At 52.9% G+C, this 18442-nt stretch carries 11 protein-coding genes; 1 reads left to right on the top strand and 10 read right to left on the bottom strand.

From position 1 onward, the window contains the following. Window positions 1-121: 121 nt before the first annotated feature. The 6 genes from apaH to lptD form a co-directional block, all read right to left on the bottom strand. Window positions 122-976 carry a bis(5'-nucleosyl)-tetraphosphatase (symmetrical) ApaH gene (gene apaH / locus HGO41_RS11225; protein ID WP_013577046.1) on the bottom strand — a complete coding sequence of 285 codons (855 nt, stop codon included), beginning with the start codon at window positions 974-976 and terminating at the stop codon, window positions 122-124. A 5-nt stretch (window positions 977-981) separates the two neighbouring features. Then, entirely contained in the window at window positions 982-1359 is a 378-nt protein-coding gene (gene apaG / locus HGO41_RS11220; protein WP_013577045.1) for a Co2+/Mg2+ efflux facilitator ApaG/CorD, read from the bottom strand. Between the two features lie 4 nt (window positions 1360-1363). Further along, complete coding sequence (gene rsmA / locus HGO41_RS11215) at window positions 1364-2191, bottom strand: 16S rRNA (adenine(1518)-N(6)/adenine(1519)-N(6))-dimethyltransferase RsmA (protein ID WP_013577044.1); 828 nt, start codon at window positions 2189-2191, stop codon at window positions 1364-1366. A 5-nt stretch (window positions 2192-2196) separates the two neighbouring features. Continuing rightward, window positions 2197-3204: a 4-hydroxythreonine-4-phosphate dehydrogenase PdxA gene (pdxA, locus tag HGO41_RS11210; RefSeq protein WP_013577043.1), complete on the bottom strand. Its 1008-nt coding sequence runs from the start codon at window positions 3202-3204 to the stop codon at window positions 2197-2199. Continuing rightward, window positions 3194-4489, bottom strand: a complete 1296-nt coding sequence (gene surA, locus HGO41_RS11205; RefSeq protein ID WP_013577042.1) for a peptidylprolyl isomerase SurA — start codon at window positions 4487-4489, stop codon at window positions 3194-3196. Before surA ends, pdxA begins: the two co-directional genes overlap by 11 nt. Window positions 4490-4575: 86 nt before the next feature. Then, window positions 4576-6951, bottom strand: a complete 2376-nt coding sequence (gene lptD / locus HGO41_RS11200) for an LPS assembly protein LptD (protein ID WP_013577041.1) — start codon at window positions 6949-6951, stop codon at window positions 4576-4578. A 181-nt stretch (window positions 6952-7132) separates the two neighbouring features. Between lptD and djlA the strand changes: the two genes are divergently transcribed. After that, entirely contained in the window at window positions 7133-7954 is an 822-nt protein-coding gene (djlA, locus tag HGO41_RS11195) for a co-chaperone DjlA (RefSeq protein WP_013577040.1), read from the top strand. A gap of 68 nt (window positions 7955-8022) precedes the next feature. On the opposite strand, the gene HGO41_RS11190 is transcribed toward djlA, so the two are convergent. The 4 genes from HGO41_RS11190 to HGO41_RS11175 form a co-directional block, all read right to left on the bottom strand. Further along, a complete protein-coding gene (locus HGO41_RS11190) occupies window positions 8023-11799 on the bottom strand; it encodes a S6 family peptidase (protein ID WP_112150999.1) in 3777 nt (1258 codons plus the stop codon). Between the two features lie 206 nt (window positions 11800-12005). Continuing rightward, on the bottom strand, window positions 12006-12707 hold the full coding sequence (gene rluA, locus HGO41_RS11185) for a bifunctional tRNA pseudouridine(32) synthase/23S rRNA pseudouridine(746) synthase RluA (RefSeq protein WP_015690474.1): 702 nt from the start codon (window positions 12705-12707) through the stop codon (window positions 12006-12008). A 66-nt stretch (window positions 12708-12773) separates the two neighbouring features. Continuing rightward, window positions 12774-15671, bottom strand: a complete 2898-nt coding sequence (gene rapA / locus HGO41_RS11180) for an RNA polymerase-associated protein RapA (RefSeq protein ID WP_121019698.1) — start codon at window positions 15669-15671, stop codon at window positions 12774-12776. Between the two features lie 211 nt (window positions 15672-15882). Further along, entirely contained in the window at window positions 15883-18288 is a 2406-nt protein-coding gene (locus HGO41_RS11175) for a DNA polymerase II (protein WP_276524758.1), read from the bottom strand. Window positions 18289-18442 lie beyond the last annotated feature (154 nt).

The following is an 18442-nucleotide window of genomic DNA, read 5'->3' as shown; positions in this document are numbered from 1 at the left end:
AAGGGTCCATGATGAGCATGAACCCTTTTTACACGAGCCACCGGATCGGTCAACTGATCCTTAAACGATCGGCATTACCCTTTGCAGGTGCCTTTTTGCTGTCTGAATGTCCGCTGTTTGATCAAACGGCTTTCGGGATTTCAGAGTGCTGTTTTTCGCTCTGGCGGTTTGAAGGCTGGGCGAAGTAGGTTTTGTCTTCCCAGCGCAGCATGGTCAGGTCACCGCCCCAGCAGCAGCCGGTATCCAGCGCATAAATGCCTTCCGGCGTGCCTTTCCCTTCCAGTGATGCCCAGTGTCCGAACGCAATACTGTAGCCTGCTTCCTGTAAAGGCCCCGGAATATCAAACCAGGGTTTCAGCGGCTTCGGCGCGTTTTCCGGGATATCTTTGCAGATCATATCCAGTTGTCCGTTCGGGAAGCAATAACGCATGCGGGTGAAAGCATTGGTGCTGAAACGCAAACGCGCCAGACCCGTCAGTTCAGGATGCCAGTTGTTCGGCATATCGCCATACATCGCATCCAGAAACAGCGGATAAGTATCGCTGCTCAGGACGGCTTCCACTTCACGGGCGCACATTTGAGCGGTGTCGAGATCCCATTGCGGCGTGATCCCTGCGTGGGCCATGACCAGCTTCAGATCTTCATCAACCTGCAGTACCGGCTGGCGGCGCAACCAGTTGATCAGTTCGTCAGCGTCTTCGGCTTCAAGCAAGGGCGTGATGCGGTCTTTCGGTTTGTTGAAACTGATCCCCGCGTAAACCGCCAGCAGATGCAGATCGTGGTTACCGAGCACCATCCGGACACAATCCCCCAAACCGCTGACAAAACGCAGCACTTCGAGCGAGGACGGACCGCGGGCGACTAAATCACCCGTCAGCCACAGGACATCGTTTTGCGGATTAAAATCCACCTGCGCCAATAGCGCCTTGAGTTCATCGATGCAGCCGTGAACATCACCAATAAGATATGTCGACATGAGGATTAATTTATCAGCGTAGGGATGGCGAGGCGGAAGACCGGAACAGGCACACGGAAGGTTTCACCGTCTTGTGCGACCATTTCATAATGGCCTTCCATCGTGCCCAGTGGCGTTTCTAAAATAGCGCCGCTGGTATAGTAAAATTCATTGCCTGGCAGGATCAGCGGTTGTTCACCGATGACCCCTTCACCCTGGACTTCAGTCTGGCGACCGTTACTGTTGGTTATCAGCCAGTAACGGCGAAGCAGTTGCACATTAAAACGCCCCAGATTGCGGATGGTGATGGTGTAAGCGAAGACAAAACGTTCTTCTTCGGGTATCGACTGTGACTCAACGTAGATACTTTGCACCTGAACACAAACGCGGGGCGAATTAAGCATAACGCTACTCCTGAAGTTCCGGGGTTTTAGGTCGTGTGGACAACCAGTTAGCCAGTTTACAGAATTGCTCTACAGAAATATTTTCAGCACGCATGCTGAGATCTAAACCCAGTTCGGTCATTTGTTCAGGAGTGAACAGGTGGCCGAGGCTGTTGCGCACTGTTTTACGACGCTGGTTGAAAGCATCCGTTGTCAGACGGCTCAGAATGCGAATATCAGGCACCGGATACGGGATCACTTCATGCGGCACTAAACGTACCACAGCGGATTCCACTTTAGGCGCCGGTGTGAAGGATTCTGGTGGAACTTCCAGAACCGGGATCACGTTGCAATAATATTGCGCCATCACCGTTAAACGACCATACGCTTTGCTGTTCGGGCCTGCAACCAGACGGTTTACCACTTCCTTCTGCAACATAAAATGCATGTCTTTGATGGCGTTGGTATAAGTGAACAAATGGAACATCAGCGGCGTAGAAATGTTGTACGGCAGGTTACCAAAGACACGCAGTGGCTGACCGAGTTCTTCAGACAGTTCGCCGAAATTAATTTTCATCGCATCAGACTGGATGACCCGCAGTTTGCCCTGAAACTTAGGGTTATTTTCCAGACGTGTTGCCAGATCACGGTCGAGTTCGATGACCGTCATGCTGTCCAGGCGCGAAGCAACAGGCTCAGTTAACGCCGCCAGACCCGGACCGATTTCAACGACGGCCTCGCCCGGCATAGGGTGAATGGCCGACACGATGCTATCGATAACAAACTGATCGGTTAAGAAGTTTTGCCCAAAACGTTTACGGGCAAAGTGACCTTGGTGGACTCTACTATTCATTGTTGTTATTTATCGTTGCTGTTATTTGCCATGTGAATGGCGAGATTTATTGCTGTCTTGAAACTGCCCGCATCGGCGGTGCCGGTGGCGGCGAGTTCAAGGGCGGTACCGTGATCAACGGAAGTCCGGATAAAAGGCAGGCCGAGTGTGATATTCACTGCGCGACCAAATCCCTGATATTTTAGCACCGGAAGGCCCTGATCGTGATACATCGATAAAACAGCATCGGCATGTTGCAGATATTTAGGCTGGAATAACGTATCAGCGGGCAGCGGGCCGATGAGATTCATCCCTTGCTGGCGCAGTTCGTCCAGGGCAGGAATGATAATGTCGATCTCTTCGTGCCCCATGTGGCCACCTTCGCCGGCATGTGGATTCAGGCCACACACATAAATTTGCGGCTCGGTAATACCAAATTTGGTTTTCAGATCATGATGCAAAATGGTGATGACTTCATGCAGGCATTCGCGGGTAATTGCACCCGGCACCGCCAGCAAAGGCAAATGCGTGGTCGCCAGCGCAACGCGCAACTCTTCGGTTGCCAGCATCATCACAACACGGTCGCAATGGCTGCGGTCAGCGAAGAATTCGGTATGGCCGATGAAGGGAATTCCGGCATCGTTGATAATGCTTTTTTGAACCGGGCCGGTGATCAGTGCAGCGAATTCACCGCTGATAGCACCGTCGCAGGCACGTGCCAGCGTTTCCACCACGTAGGGCGCATTAGCCACATCAAGTTTACCTGCGGTCACCGGGACGGCGAGTTTAACAGGCAAAACGGTCAATGTGCCCGCAGCCTGAGGCTCTGGCGGACGCGCGCTCTGATAATCGCGTAAGCGGATATTCAGGCCGAGTTTCTCAGCACGTTCAAGCAGTAAGGCCGGATCGACACAGACCACTAATTCAACAGGCCATGCCTGCTGAGCCAGCGCCAGTACCAGATCCGGCCCAACCCCGGCCGGTTCGCCGGGGGTAATGACCACAGATTTTGTCACGGAAGTATTATTTTCCATTCCCATCCATAATTTTCACATACGCTTCAGCACGCTGTTCCTGCATCCACGTCTGGGCTTCTTCCGCAAATTTGCGGTTGAACAGCATGCGGTAAGCACGTTCTTTCTGTGCCGCATCTGTTTTATCGACCTGACGGGTGTCGATAAGTTGGATCAAGTGCCAGCCAAACGAAGAGTGAACCGGTGCACTGATTTCACCTTTTTTCAGGTTCATCAACGCATCACGGAACGCAGGATCGTACATGTCTGGTGACGCCCAACCTAAATCGCCGCCCTGATTAGCAGAGCCAGGATCCTGAGAAAGCTGTTTGGCTTCATCAGCGAATGTGGCTTTACCGCTCTTAATATCAGCCGCAACCTGTTCCAGCTTCGCACGCGCCTGCGCATCCGTCATTACGACAGAAGGTTTCAGCAGGATATGACGGGCGTGAACCTCGGTGACAGAAACCGTTTTATTGTCGCCACGGATATCGTTCACTTTCAGAATGTGGAAACCAACACCAGAACGAATCGGGCCAATGACCTGGCCTTTCTGAGCGGTGCTTAACGCCTGAGCAAACAGGGAAGGCAGTTCCTGCAATTTGCCCCAGCCCATGTTGCCGCCTTTCAGTGCCTGGGAATCAGCCGAGTAGGTGATAGCCAGTTTGCCAAAGTCCGCACCATTGTTCAGATCAGCAACAATTTTCTTCGCCAGCTGTTCTGCAGAATCAACCTGATCCTGAGTTGGGTTTTCTGGCAGTGGCAACAGAATATGGCTGAGGTTGAATTCAGCACCGCTGCCGTTTTGCGCCGCAACCTGTTTGGCAAGCTGATCCACTTCCTGAGGCAGTATGGTGACACGGCGACGCACTTCACTGTTACGTACTTCGCTGATGATCATTTCCTTGCGAATCTGCGTACGGTAAGTGCTGTAGTTCATTCCGTCATAAGCCAGACGGCTGCGCAGTTGATCAACAGAAATGTTGTTTTGCTGTGCAATACCTGCAATGGCTTTATCCACGTCCTGATCGGTTGGCGTGATGCCCATTCGGGTCGCCATTTGTAACTGGATCTGATCCATGATCAAACGGTCGAGGATCTGGTGACGCAGAGTCGCATCATCCGGCAACTGCTGTTTAGCCTGCTGTGCCTGCTGTTTTACAGAATTAAACAAGCTATCAACGTCACTTTGCAATACCACGCCGTTGTTAACGACGGCGGCAACTTTATCAACTTCCTGAGGGGCAGCAAACGCAGTGCTGGCACAAAGCGTCACGCCGAGGAGAAGTGTTCTCCAGTTCTTCATACTTTTTCCATTTGTCTAATCCGCAAGCGCGGGTTTCAAGTTCACTGAATTCGTCGTGTCTTCACGAAATGAATCGTGTTTCGGGCTTAGAAAGCGCGTTGATAAGGCAGTATGCCGCTGGCCAACATTTCTTTCGTTCCGAGGGTTTGATTGTTACCCAGGCCTCTAAGTTCAATATTGAAACCAATCTTATTGTCATATTTACTTTCTGACTTAACCGTATCGTAGCTGGTGATCTTACGTTCATAACCAACATTGATAGCCCAGCAGCATGTGTTGTATTGCAAACCAATAAGCTGATCGGCTGGCTGCTGTGCTTTGGTGTCGTAATAATACGCCCCCACGATTGCCCAACGGTCAGCAATCGGCCAACTGGCGATGCCGCCAACCTGCGAAATACCGTCCTGATAACCCGGGTTGGTAACGTTAGGTAACGTTGCCTGAATATATTCCGGGCTGGCGTAACGGTAACTCAGCTGAATCATTCTTTCTGAGTCTGCGCGGTACTCAAGCACGGCATCGCCTAAAGCCAGCGCATCCAGACGGGTGTCATACTGCACGCCGCCACGGATACCCCAGAAATTGTTGATTTTGTAGTAGCTGTCACCGGCCCACACCAGGCTGCCCGTATCATCATTTTTATCCAGGACGCTATCAACGTCACCGGTGCGTGGCGGCTGGAAGTAATAAATCTGACCGGCAGAGGCATTAAAGCGCTCTTCCAGATTTTCGTCATAGATACGGGTCGTTAAACCGCTCGCCACCTGGTTTGCAGAGGCAATACGGTCCAGACCACTGTAGCTTTTATCGCGGAACAGGCCGGTGTAGTCGGACTGTAACAGCGTCGAGTCATAGGTATTGATCGAGCTCTGATTGCGGTAAGGGATATACAGGTACTGCACGCGCGGTTCGAGGGTCTGGGTGTAGTCACTGTTCCAGTCCATCGTGCGGTCGAACACCATTTTGCCGTCGCTTTTAAACTCAGGCATCGTACGGTTCACGGATGAACGCAGTTTGGTATTCGGATTGCTATCGTAATACGCGTCCGGAATATCCTGCTGATAGTGGGTTGTCATCAGCTTCACTTCGTTATCCAGACTTCCCCAGCCATTACTGAGTGGCAGGCTGATAGTCGGTTCGAAGTGTGTACGCACTGCTTCCGGGTTGTCAGGGTTCACGCTGGTGAATTTCACCGCCTGACCGTACAGATGCAGGTCAAACGGGCCCACATCATTTTTGTAATAGTTAATATCCAGCTGTGGCTGTGCACGGTAAGCGTTGGCGTTCCCGAAATCTGAGAACACCTGGAACTGCTTACTGGCCAGTGTGACATCCCAGTTTTGGTTCGCGTAACCTACGCTGAATTTCTGCGTGGAATAGCCGTCAGTACTGGAACCGTATTTCGAATCGAAATCGGTGAAGTAATAAGGGTCACTGACCTTGGTATAGTCGACGTTGAAGCGCCAAACCTGATCGTATACACCGGCATGACGCCAGTAATACATCCAGCGCTTAGTTTTATCGCTGGTACGGTTTTCATCTTCGACATACTGCTGATCGATTTTCTTATCGTTACCCAGATAATCGAATTCCATCAGACCCGCACCGGCAACGGTCAGGTAGCGGAATTCATTTTGCAGTTGCAGACCACGGTTGCTCATGTAATTGGGCGTAATCGTGGCATCGTAGTTTGGCGCAATGTTCCAGTAGTAAGGAACGGTGACACCAACGCCATTATTGCTGCTGTAGTTAGCATTAGGGATAAGGAAACCGGAACGACGCTTATTGCCAATCGGCAACTGCATGTACGGGCTGTAGAACACCGGCACCGGACCGATATGGAAGCGGGCATTCCAGATTTCAGCCACTTCTTCCTGACGATCCTGAATCACTTCGGAACCGACGACGCTCCAGCTGTTATCGCCAGGCAGACAGGTGGTAAATGTACCGTTATCCATGATGGTGTAACGATTGTTGTCACGCTGCTTCATTTTGTCAGCCTGACCACGTCCCTGACGGCCGACCATCTGATAGTCGCCATCCTGAACATCAGTATCTTTGGTGGTCAGGTTCGCAAAGCCTTTCGGGCCATTCAGCTTGATTTGGTTATCGTTATAACGCACGTTGCCGGTCGCAGTAGCGGTTCGGGTCGGGGTCGGCTGATTGGGATTGGCAATTTGATTAAGCTGAACCTGATCAGCATCCAGTGTGCTGTTGCCCTGAACAACGTTAACGTTGCCGCTAAACAGCGCACTGTCAGGATAATTGCCGGTCGCCTTATCGGCGTTGATGGTCACAGGCAGTGAATTAGGATCACCCTGCACCAAAGGTTTGTCATAGGTCGGAACGCCGAGCATACATTGTGCTGCGAGATCGGCCATTGCGCCGTGACTGTACAATACTGACCAGATTGTGGCGGCCAGCATTGTCGGTAAGCGTGTTTTCAGACGTCTGTTTTTCATACGTAAAATGGTGTTCCGTCATCAGAGGCATCATGCCGGCAAACGGTCAGAGACTATCTCACTCATCATGGTTGCGCTAGTGTTAAATCCCACCTGTTACGTTGCTGCCGTTAGGCACAACGATAAATGCCGGTTATGATAAAGCAATTTTTAAGCGACGGCATGGCGAATTGAGGAGTATATGCAGTATTGGGGAAAACTGCTCGGACTTATCCTGGGCTTATGGTCCGGTTTAGGCTTCTGGGGAATTGTAGCAGGGCTGCTGATAGGGCATATGTTTGATACCGCGCGTTCAGCGAAACGCAGAGGGTATTTTGCCGATCAGCAGACACGTCAAACCATCTTTTTCCGCACCACGTTTGAGGTGATGGGAAATCTGACTAAATCAAAAGGCAGAGTTACCGAGGCGGATATTCAGATCGCCAGTCTTTACATGGAACGTATGCAGTTGCACGGCGAGCAGCGCGAAGCCGCACAACGCGCTTTTCGCGACGGGAAAGAAGCTGACTATCCCTTGCGTGAGAAAATGCGCGAACTGCGCACTGCGTGTTTTGGTCGTTTTGACCTGATACGGACTTTTCTGGAAATCCAGATCCAGGCCGCGTACGCCGACGGTTCATTGCATCCCAATGAACGCGAAGTGTTGTACGTGATTGCTGAAGAGCTTGGGATTTCACGGATGCAGTTCGATCAGTTCCTGCGCATGATGGAAGGCGGCCAGCAGTTTGGCGGTCACCAGCAGGGGGGGCGCTCGTATGGCGGCGGTTATCACCAGACGCAGCAAGGCCCGACGCTGGCAGATGCCTGCAAAGTGCTGGGCGTGAATGCCACCGACGACGCAACGACCATTAAACGTGCCTACCGCAAACTGATGGGCGAGCATCATCCTGACAAACTGGTGGCGAAAGGTTTACCGCCTGAAATGATGGAAATGGCGAAGGAAAAAGCACAGGCGATTCAGGCGGCGTATGACCTGATCAAACGTGAAAAAGGCTTTAAATAACGTCATCATTAAAAAGGCGCTCTTTCAGAGCGCCTTTTGCTTTGTGGGACACAGCCTTGTGTCAGGTGTCAGAACTTAAACGTCACCCCTGCCACAGCCTGCCAATAATCTACCCCTTCATCTTCCAGCCTGTGCTGATACTGTACACCGGTATTCAGTGACACATTCGGCATCGGATTGCTGATAATCCCCAGGTCTAGCATCCCGGAACTGCCTGCAGCACCGCTGTGGAAGCTGTTGCTGACGTCGCTGTAGGTGACTCCGATGTCCACTGACGCATCGTCTCTGAGATCTGTAATGAACAATGTATTCGCCGTAATCGCCCATTTACCAGCATTTGCGGTATCCCAGTCGTAGCGGTAACGCATCCCTAAGCGGGCAGTCTGACGGGTGATATCGTCATAATGAACCTTCGTATTATCAATATCCGTAAAATCATCGACTTGCAGGCGCTGAATACCAAATCCAACTAATGGTGTCAGCACATGATTGCCCGCCTGGATTTTATATCCCACATCCACAGAGCCACCGAAGGAGGTCGCACTGATATCCGCCACGTCACTGCCGCGTAGGTCAGTCGATACATTGCCGTCATAGATGGCGACGTCCGAAGCTACATCCACCGTTAAACCGCTGACATACTGATACGACAGCAGTGAAGAGAGTCCCCAGGTGGTGTATTGCGTTTTGCTGTTGCCGTCGGCGGCATCCGGCGTGACATCCAGATTAGCGCTGGAAAGGCCAAGGCTGAGTGCCAGCGAGTGGGTGTCGTTACCCAGTTGCATCACTTTGGCACCCAATAGCCAGCCTTCTTCTTTCTGCGTGTAGTCGTAGCCATAATCCATAAAGCCGAGTGCTGAATGATAGTTGTCTTCTCCGTTGAGATACTGGAAGAAGAGATTCTGTTTCTTATCATCCTGTGCCAGAACCTGATTGCGGAAGGTTTCACTCACGCGACTGTTGTAGCTCAGCAGGGCGGAAGGTAAAGACAGATAAGAAGGCACCTGCGGCGTAACGGCCGGACGCGTATTTTTTCCGCTATCATCGTCATCTGGCGTCGGTGCCGGCGGGACCGGCGTGTCATCACCTTCATCCGGCGTTGGTTCAGGAACCGGTGTATCGTCGTCCTCGCCATCGTCTTCATCATCCGGCGTCGGTACTGGCGGAACCGGCGTGTTATCGACCGGTACCGTATTGTCGCCTTCGGTCAGCATGTTGTTTTGCAGACGGTAATCCCAGAACTGATCGCCGCTGCCTGCCACTTCACGCTGTTCTTCAGAGCTGCGGCCCGGTGCGAAGGCATACAGGTTATAGGCGTAAGCGCCGCGCGCCACGTATTCCCCCGCCAGTCTGAAGCTGTCTTTGGTTGCCTTACCGGCCACCTGGATCAGCGACACGCCTTCCTGATTATCCGCCGCGCCATCATTATCCGTATCGGTGAAGAAACCCGCCCCTGACGGTGTGACTTGAACACTCACCGGTGCAGAGGAAACCATGTCGCCGTTGATCAGCAGCTTGTCGGTTTGTGTGAAAGCCGGATCGAAATGCGTGCGCAGGCTGAGCAGATTATTGCTGCCCGCCGCCATTGTGCCGTTAACGGTTTGCGTGGCCGCGACAAATGTATCGCTCTCGCTTTCGTTTTCGGCTGGCCAGTGTGGCAGAAGCTGCACATCATCTTTCAGGATCAGATCGGCGACGGTGTTGTTACCGGCCAGCACCGTGTTTTTCTCCATCGTGACGGTGGACGCAAGGGAGCCGTTGAGGATCAGCGCGCCGCTGTAAATATTGGTGGCACCGGTGAACGTATTCTCGCTGTTGATGTACAGCGCGCCCGGCGCCATTTTCTTCAGGGTTCCGTTACCGGAAATAGTGGCGTCAATCACCACGTCATTATTGCCGTCGGTGCTGGTGGTTTTACTGTCTGTCTGATCAACAGAAATCATACTGCCGGAAGCCAGTTCCACCTTGCCGCTCAGATGCGATTTACTGTTCAGCATCATGTTTGCCAGCTCGTTGAGCTTCACGTTGGCATCCAGTGTGGCGTGCTCGTTAACGCGCAGGGTGGCACGGCTGGCCACATCCACATTGTTTATCGTATAGGTTTCATCAATCCAGTCGTCACTGAACACTACATTACCGGCGTGCGGAGTCGGGCGACCCGCCAGTCTCAGAATGCCATTTTGCACGGAGAGCTGATTCAGGTCAGCACCGCCCGCCAGTTCCCAGAAGCCTGCGGAAGAGTCCGCTGCATAATCGACGTTTAAATTCGACGCCGTTTCCTGACTGCCGAGATGGCCGACGAAGGTCTGGTTACTGCTGTTGTTCAGCGTCAGGGTGCTGAGCTGGTCTGCATTGCCGTTAATAATGGCCGCACCGGAATCACTGTGATTGATGCTGCTGAAAGCCATGTCATAGCCATTGAGATCAAGATTGCCGCCGCGATAACCAAAGTAAATGTCGCTGCCGGTAATCTGGTTTTCGCCGCCGATCTGCACGGTCGGTCGACCGCTGACAATGGTGACTTTGGAGAAGGCTTTTTGCTCCCCGGCTTCATTGGCCTGCTGGGCTAACACCACCAGCCCGTCGCCGACATTCAGCGCGCCGCCATTATTCCCCACGGCATTGACGTACAGCGTACCTTCGCCGATTTTATGTAAAGTATCTCCGGCTAAACCGTTCACTTCCCAGTCAACGGTTTTATCCGCATCGACTTCGATCCCGCCGCCCACCCAGGTGCTGTTCGCACCTTCAGCCGACACTACCCGGTAATCGTTCGAGAATTGCAGTTTTGCGGCACCATGATTGACGGCGCTATCAAGTACGATCAGGCCGCCATCACCGGCAAAGCGCAGATCTTTTGAGGCATCGAGTTCTTCATTGCTGGCCTGCGAAGGGAGTTGCTTATCAACACCGTGCCACTGCCAGCTGTTTTCGCCTTGCGTAATATTGGCCGCAGTCCAATGAATATCGCCATCTGCTGCCACGTCGGTCACATCAGGATCGGTATTAGCAGCAATCACTTTGTTCATAAAATTGAGCTGCATATCCAGCGTATAACTGGTGTATTCATATCCTGTTTTTCCTGTGCCTCCCCATGGGGAAACACCGAAGATTTTCCATTCTTTATCTACGTTATCATAAACATACAACGGACTTCCGCTGTCGCCTGCTTGTATCGCTGAACTGAATGGCTGAGCACGTGCATCAGGCGGCCCGTAGTTAACCCAGCGTAATCTTGACGGTTCAAAGATTGGGTTGACCACGGTGCCGCCGCTTTTCCATTCGTAAGCGCCGGTAATATAAACGGGTTTTTTAGTGACGGGGTCGACCTGATATTGTGTTCCGGCACCGGCTCGCGCGAAATAAACATAGCGTTCTCGGTTCTTACGCACATCCTGAGTATCCACGGTGGGTACCGGCGCGGCATCGGTCACGACTTTATTTAAACGTGGAACATGGAAATCTTTATTCCAGGTGAGATATTGAGGGTCAATATTTCGGTTAATTAATTTATAGGAAGTTTTATATTTTGCTTTATTACCGAAATCGACAGCGGTATAACCGCCATTGTGAGCAACGCTGACGACATAAGAGGGGGCGATGACTGTCGCAAAACCTAAGCTGTTAATTGCGCCGAAATCGGGCATAGGGAAATTCAGGATGCCTGCGGACGTACCATCCATCTTAAAGACTTCGATGTTTTCTTCACCGACGGTGTATTTGCCCAGATTCTCTGCGAAGTCGCGGTAGTCCTGAACCGCAACATCTTCACGCATGATACCGGCATCGGCATCAAAAAGCGCCAATGCAATCAGGCTGCTGAGCAGCTTTGGTTTCCATTTCATGTCGTCTTCCCTGAAGGGTGAATAATTAAATTTGAATAAATAGGGCGGGATGTTATCAGGCGTGCGGGGCGAATTAACAGGGAAGGGAATAGGTGAGGAAGCCGATATTATATTTTTTGGCAAGGTAAATTCTGATAAAACAACACGATGGTAATGTAATACATATTACTTAATAGTGATTGAAGAAAAATGTATTATTTGAATGGTTAAAAATCCGGCTCGCAGTTAAATACCAGCGGCGCATCGGTTATCGGATGATAAAACGATAATTCCTGTGCGTGCAGTTGCAAACGACCGGCCGCTGCCAGCGCCTGCGGATGGGCATAGAATTTATCGCCCAGAATCGGATGCCCGAGTGCCAGAAGGTGCACGCGCAACTGGTGCGAACGTCCGGTAATCGGCCGCAGTTTCACCCGCGTTGTGCCGTCATCATCCCATGACATCACTTCATACTGCGTCAGCGCTTTCTTGCCGGTCTCGTGACAGACCTTCTGTTTCGGCCGGTTAGGATAATCGCAAATCAGCGGCAAATCGATAATGCCGTAATCTTCTTCAACCCGTCCCCAGACCCGCGCGATATACACTTTCTTGGTTTCGCGTTCGCGGAACTGGCGTTTAAGTTCACGCTCAGCGTCTTTAGTCAGCGCCACCACGATCACGCCGCTGGTGGACATATCCAGACGATGGACGGACTCAGCCTCAGGAAATTCCTGCTGAATACGCGTCATCAGGCTGTCCTGATGCTCGGCAAGCTTGCCCGGCACGGAAAGCAGCCCGCTCGGCTTATTGACCACCATGATGTGTTCATCCTGAAAAATCACCTGTAACCAGGGATCGGTCGGCGGATTGTAATTCTCCAGCGGCCGGGTTTTCGACGGTTCAGGGATAGTCGGTTGATGTTCGCTCATAGCGGTTTCAGTCTGCATTCAGGTTGAAATAAATAAGGGATGCAGACCGGCTGCATCCCGTCGGGCTTACTGATGGCTGACCACCACCAGGCGGATCGCATCCAGACGCCAGCTGGCATCGTTCAGATTCGCCAGCACCTGCTTACGGTTAGAGTCTACCGATTCCAGTTCGTCATCGCGAATGTTCGGGTTCACTTCTTTCAGCGCTTTCAGACGATCCAGTTCTTTGGTCAGTTGCTCGTCAGCTTCCACTTTCGCTGCTTCAATCAGGGCGCGCGCCTGATCGGCAATTTCCGCTTCTGCCTGTTGCAGCATGGCGTGAACATCCTGCTGCACGGCATTCACCAGTTTACTGGAGTTGTGACGGTTGATGGCATTCAGCTGACGGTTAAAACTCTCAAATTCAACCTGAGCCGCCAGATTGGTGCCTTTACGATCCATCAGCATACGCACCGGTGTCGGTGGCAGGAAACGGGTCAGTTGCAGATGCTTCGGCGCCTGACATTCCACCACGTAAACCAGTTCCGCCAGCAAGGTACCGACCGGCAGCGCTTTGTTTTTCAGGATCGATACCGCACAACTGCCGGTATCACCGGAAAGGATCAGATCCAGACCGTTACGCACGATCGGATGTTCCCAGCTGATAAACTGTGCATCTTCACGCGAGAGCGCCTGTTCACGATCGAAGGTCACGGTGCAACCGTCTTCCGGCAGACCCGGGAAATCCGGCACCAGCATGTGATCAGACGGTGTCAGGACGATCAGGTTATCGCTGCGATCTTCCTGATTGATGCCGACGATATCGAACAGGTTCAGCGCAAAGTTGACCAGGTTAACGTCGTTATCCTGCTCGCCGATTTCCTTCGCCAGTTGTTGAGCACGTTCGCCACCGTTGGAATGCATCTCCAGCAGGCGGTCACGGCCATTTTCCAGCTTCTCTTTCAGCGCGTCATGTTCGGCGCGACATGTAAGAATGAACTCGCCCAGACCTTCCTGCGCGGCAGGTGCCGCCAGGAACGCAATCAGTTGCTCATAAGCGCTGTCGTAAATGGTGCGGCCAGTCGGACAGGTATGTTCGAATGCGTCCAGACCTTCATGGAACCAGCGAACCAGTACCGACTGCGCGGTCTGCTCGAGGTATGGCACCATGATGTCGATATTGTTTTGCTGGCCGATACGATCCAGACGCCCGATACGCTGTTCCAGCAGATCCGGGTTGAACGGCAGGTCGAACATCACCATCTTGCTGGCAAACTGGAAGTTACGGCCTTCGGAGCCGATTTCAGAACACAGCAGAACCTGCGCGCCTTCTTCCTGGGAAGCAAAGTAAGCGGCGGCGCGGTCACGTTCGATGATCGACAAACCTTCGTGGAACACAGCAGCACGGATCGCTTCACGCTCCCGCAGAACCTGTTCCAGTTGCAATGCAGTGGCGGCTTTAGCGCAGATCACCAGTACTTTTTCGTCGCGGTTGGCGGTCAGATAACCGAGCAGCCATTCGACGCGCGGATCAAAGTTCCACCAGGTGGCGTTCTCGCCTTCAAATTCCTGATAAATCTGTTCCGGATACAGCATGTCGTGCGCACGGGCTTCGGCGGTTTTCTTCGCGCCCATAATGCCCGAGACTTTTATCGCGGTCTGATACTGCGTCGGCAGCGGCAGTTTCACTGCATGCAGATGACGTTCAGGGAAACCTTTCACGCCATTACGGGTGTTACGGAAGAGTACGCGGCTGGTACCGTGACGGTCCATCAGCATGGAAACCAGCTGTTTCGCTGCGGCTTCGTCGCCTTTATTGGCGGCGGTCAGCAGCGCATCGGTATCGGCATTGCCGACACTTTCACCCAGCAACGCCAGCGCTTCCGGCGTCAGCGGTTCTTTGTTGAGTAACAGGGTCACGGCATCAGCCACCGGCTGATATTGCTGTTGTTCTTCGATGAATTCTTCGTAATCGTGGAAACGGTCCGGATCCAGCAGACGCAGACGCGCAAAGTGGCTTTCCTGGCCCAGTTGCTCCGGCGTAGCGGTCAGCAGCAGAACACTCGGGATTTGCTGGGAAAGCTGTTCGATAACCTGATATTCGCGGCTCGGCGCGTCTTCGCTCCACACCAGATGGTGGGCCTCGTCGACCACCAGCATATCCCAGGCCGCATCGGATAACTGCTCGAGACGGGATTTATTGCGGCGCACGAAATCAAGGGAACAGATCACCAGTTGTTCAGTTTCAAACGGGTTCGTTGCTTCGTGGATGGATTCAGCGTAGCGATCGTCGTCAAACAAAGAGAAGCGCAGATTGAAGCGGCGCAGCATTTCTACCAGCCACTGGTGTTGCAGGGTTTCTGGCACCACGATCAGTATGCGTTCGGCACGGCCGGACAACAGTTGCTGATGAATAATCATGCCCGCTTCGATAGTTTTGCCCAGACCCACTTCATCGGCGAGTAAAACGCGCGGCGCATGGCGCTGACCGACTTCATAAGCGATGTGCAACTGATGTGGGATCAGGCTGGCACGCATACCGCGCAGACCGCCGAATTCCAGACGGAACTGTTCACGCTGATATTTACGGGCGCGGAAACGCAGGGCAAAACGGTCCATACGGTCAATCTGACCGGCGAACAGACGATCCTGCGGTTTGCTGAAGGTCAGTTTGCTGTCGAGCAGCACTTCGCGCATGGCAACGCCGGTTTCTTCTGTGTCCAGACGGGTGCCGATATAGGTCAACAGACCTTTGTCTTCAACAACTTCTTCGACCTGCAACTGCCAGCCTTCGTGACAGCTGATGGTATCACCGGGGTTGAACATCACGCGGGTGATCGGGGAATCATTTCGGGCATACAAACGGTTTTCACCGGTGGCGGGGAAAAGCAGGGTGACCATGCGCACATCCAGCGCGACTACGGTTCCTAATCCTAATTCGCTTTCCGTATCGCTTATCCAGCGTTGACCTAATGTAAACGGCATAATTTCTCTCTGTGTTGTGTGCTCTGTATACGGCGACTGCGCAATGCTTGTTCAGCCCGAGAGGTTTCACGGGCAATAGTTTTCTTTCCCCGCCCGGAGGCGCGGAGTAATTCACTGTGTGAGGATGATTCAGAAATGGGAAAGGGCGCTATGGTAATGGAAGGTAAGCGTTTCGTCACCTGTGAATCACAAGAGCTGCGCCTTCTTTTGTTTAAAATAAGCCCATCTGACCTGTAATCAGTGTAGCAAAGTCATCGTGAAGGAAAGGTAAAATGCCATCGGCGACCGGCTCGAGCTGACGCTCGATGTAGTGATCGTAATCGACAGGTGACTGACGGTTTTCCAGCGGCTCCGGGCCGGAAGTGGTCATCACGTAGCTTATCCAGCCACCATTCTGATACTGTTTTGCCCGGCCATGCAGCGCGTTATAGTCATCGGCCAGCCGCGCGGCGCGAACATGCGGCGGCACGTTTTTTTCATAATCACTCAGTTTGCGCCGCAGGCGTTTGCGGTACACCAGTTTGTCATCAAACTCGCCACTGAGCGTGCGTGCGACATATTCGCGCACGTAATCCTGATATGGCTGGCGGTGGAATATGCGTTGATACAGCTCCTGCTGAAATTCCTGCGCCAGCTTCGTCCAGTCGGTGCGTACAGTTTCCAGCCCTTTATAAACGATGTGCTCACCGTCGGCGTCATTCACCAGCCCGGCATAGCGCTTTTTGCTGCCGGTTTCCGAGCCACGAATGGTCGGCATCAGGAAACGCTGATAATGGGTTTCGAATTCCAGCTCGAGTGCGCTTTCCAGCCCGTATTCCTGTTGCAGATGGGCTTTCCACCAGGCATTAACCCGCTCCACAAGATGGCGGCCGATAACGTCGGCGTCTTCCTGCGAATGGGCTTTATTCAGCCAGACAAAGGTGGAATCAGTGTCACCGTAAATCACCTGATAACCTTCGGCTTCAATCAGTTCGCGGGTCTGACGCATAATGTCGTGCCCGCGCAGGGTAATAGAAGAAGCCAGACGCGGATCAAAGAAGCGGCAGCCGCTCGAACCGAGCACACCGTAAAACGCGTTCATGATGATTTTCAGTGCCTGCGAGAGCGGTTTGTTTTTCTGCTTCTTGGCTTCTTCGCGCCCCATCCAGATCTGGCGGACAATTTCCGGCAGGCAATGTGTTTCCCGCGAGAAGCGGGCGTTGCGATAACCCGGCACCGAATGTTCATCGTCCGGTTGTTGCAGCCCGGCAACCAGTCCGACCGGGTCGATCAGGAAGGTGCGGATAATCGACGGGTACAGACTTTTATAATCGAGCACCAGCACCGAATCGTACAAACCGGGACGCGAATCCATCACAAAACCGCCGGGACTCATTTCGCCCTGCAATTCGCCCATATTGGGCGCGACGTAACCGGCGCGGTGCATGCGCGGTAAATAAAGATGGGTAAAGGCCGCCACTGAACCGCCGCTGCGATCCACGGCCAGACCGGTGACCGAGGCGCGTTCCAGCAAAAACGGCATCAGTTCAGTTTTGGCAAAAATACGCGTCACCAGTTCGCAGTCTTTCAGGTTATAGCGTGCCAGCGCCGGTTTATCTTCCCGAAAACGTTGTTCGATTTCGGCCAGCCGCTGATAAGGATTATCGCTGGCTTTGCCTTCGCCTAATAAACTTTGCGAGACGAATTCCAGGCTGAACGAGTTGAAGTTCCAGAACGCCGATTTCAGTGCTTCAATGCCGTCGATGATCAGACGACCCGCAGCGGCAGCAAAAAAGTGCCCCTGTTTGAAACCGTGTTCACGCCATTCCAGTTCACCGCCGCCGCGCCCGAATTTCAGCGGGATTTTGTAGCGGTCAGCGTGTTTTTGTAAAACCCGCAGGTCAAACTGCACTACGCTCCAGCCGATAATGGCGTCGGGATCATAGATTTCCAGCCACTCATTGAGTTTTTCCAGCAACTGCGGGCGGCTGTCGACGTAAACCATGTTGAAATCAAATTGAGCATTAGGATCGCCGTTCGGCGGGCCGAGCATATACACGTGGCGCTGCCCGCAGCCTTCCAGCCCGATGCAGTACAACTCGCCGTTGCCGCTGGTTTCGATATCCAGAGAACACAGTTTCAGCGGCGGGCGGTAGTCCTCCGCCGGTTTCATTTTGGTGTCCATCAGCAGCTTGTCCGGCCCCGGTTTACCGCTGAACCACACCGGTGCGGTGATATAGCGTTCCATCAGGAAGCGTTCCGGCGGGCGGATATCCGCTTCGAAAACACTGACGCCATTTTCTTTCAGCAATTTTTCAATCCGCATTAACTGCCGGTGTTGCGGGCAGTAAAGCCCAAGAACGGCGCGGGAATGGAAATCCTGCAACGGCAACGGACGCAGACTGATATTTTTTTCATCAATGAGAATGCGCTCCGCCGCCGCGCGTTGTTCGGCCGGAATAAACGCCACCGATTCCTGTAAAGGCAGGCGCACTTTCTGCGGACCTTCGTCGGTCGCCAGCCACAATTCCACCTCGGTACCGCGCGGCGCGTCGCGCCAGTGGCGGGTCAGCACAAATCCCTGACGCGGCGGGGTGTCAGTGGCAGCAGAAGCGGGACGGACAAAGGTGGAAGTGATAAGCGCCTCGGAACGGTAAAGATGAACAGATAAGGAATCAGAACAGAGTATGGTTATTTATACAGTCTTTGTCTATGGCTCAGGTTTCTGCCAAATACGCATACAATTACCCGGTTGACTGTGATAGTTCATGCGCTGACAATTCAGCCGATTG

The sequence above is a fragment of the Rahnella sp. CG8 genome (assembly GCF_023701875.1).
GTDB classification, from domain to species: Bacteria; Pseudomonadota; Gammaproteobacteria; order Enterobacterales; family Enterobacteriaceae; genus Rahnella; species Rahnella aceris.
The sequence above is the reverse complement of the archived record's forward strand: the minus strand, read 5'-3'. Positions and strand labels throughout refer to the sequence as shown.

Bases quoted from the DNA above. Each gene is read 5' to 3' on its own strand.
- apaH (WP_013577046.1), bottom strand. From the start codon at position 976: ATGTCGACATATCTTATTGGTGATGTTCACGGCTGCATCGATGAACTC.
- apaG (WP_013577045.1), bottom strand. From the start codon at position 1,359: ATGCTTAATTCGCCCCGCGTTTGTGTTCAGGTGCAAAGTATCTACGTT.
- rsmA (WP_013577044.1), bottom strand. From the start codon at position 2,191: ATGAATAGTAGAGTCCACCAAGGTCACTTTGCCCGTAAACGTTTTGGG.
- pdxA (WP_013577043.1), bottom strand. From the start codon at position 3,204: ATGGAAAATAATACTTCCGTGACAAAATCTGTGGTCATTACCCCCGGC.
- surA (WP_013577042.1), bottom strand. From the start codon at position 4,489: ATGAAGAACTGGAGAACACTTCTCCTCGGCGTGACGCTTTGTGCCAGC.
- lptD (WP_013577041.1), bottom strand. From the start codon at position 6,951: ATGAAAAACAGACGTCTGAAAACACGCTTACCGACAATGCTGGCCGCC.
- djlA (WP_013577040.1), top strand. From the start codon at position 7,133: ATGCAGTATTGGGGAAAACTGCTCGGACTTATCCTGGGCTTATGGTCC.
- HGO41_RS11190 (WP_112150999.1), bottom strand. From the start codon at position 11,799: ATGAAATGGAAACCAAAGCTGCTCAGCAGCCTGATTGCATTGGCGCTT.
- rluA (WP_015690474.1), bottom strand. From the start codon at position 12,707: ATGAGCGAACATCAACCGACTATCCCTGAACCGTCGAAAACCCGGCCG.
- rapA (WP_121019698.1), bottom strand. From the start codon at position 15,671: ATGCCGTTTACATTAGGTCAACGCTGGATAAGCGATACGGAAAGCGAA.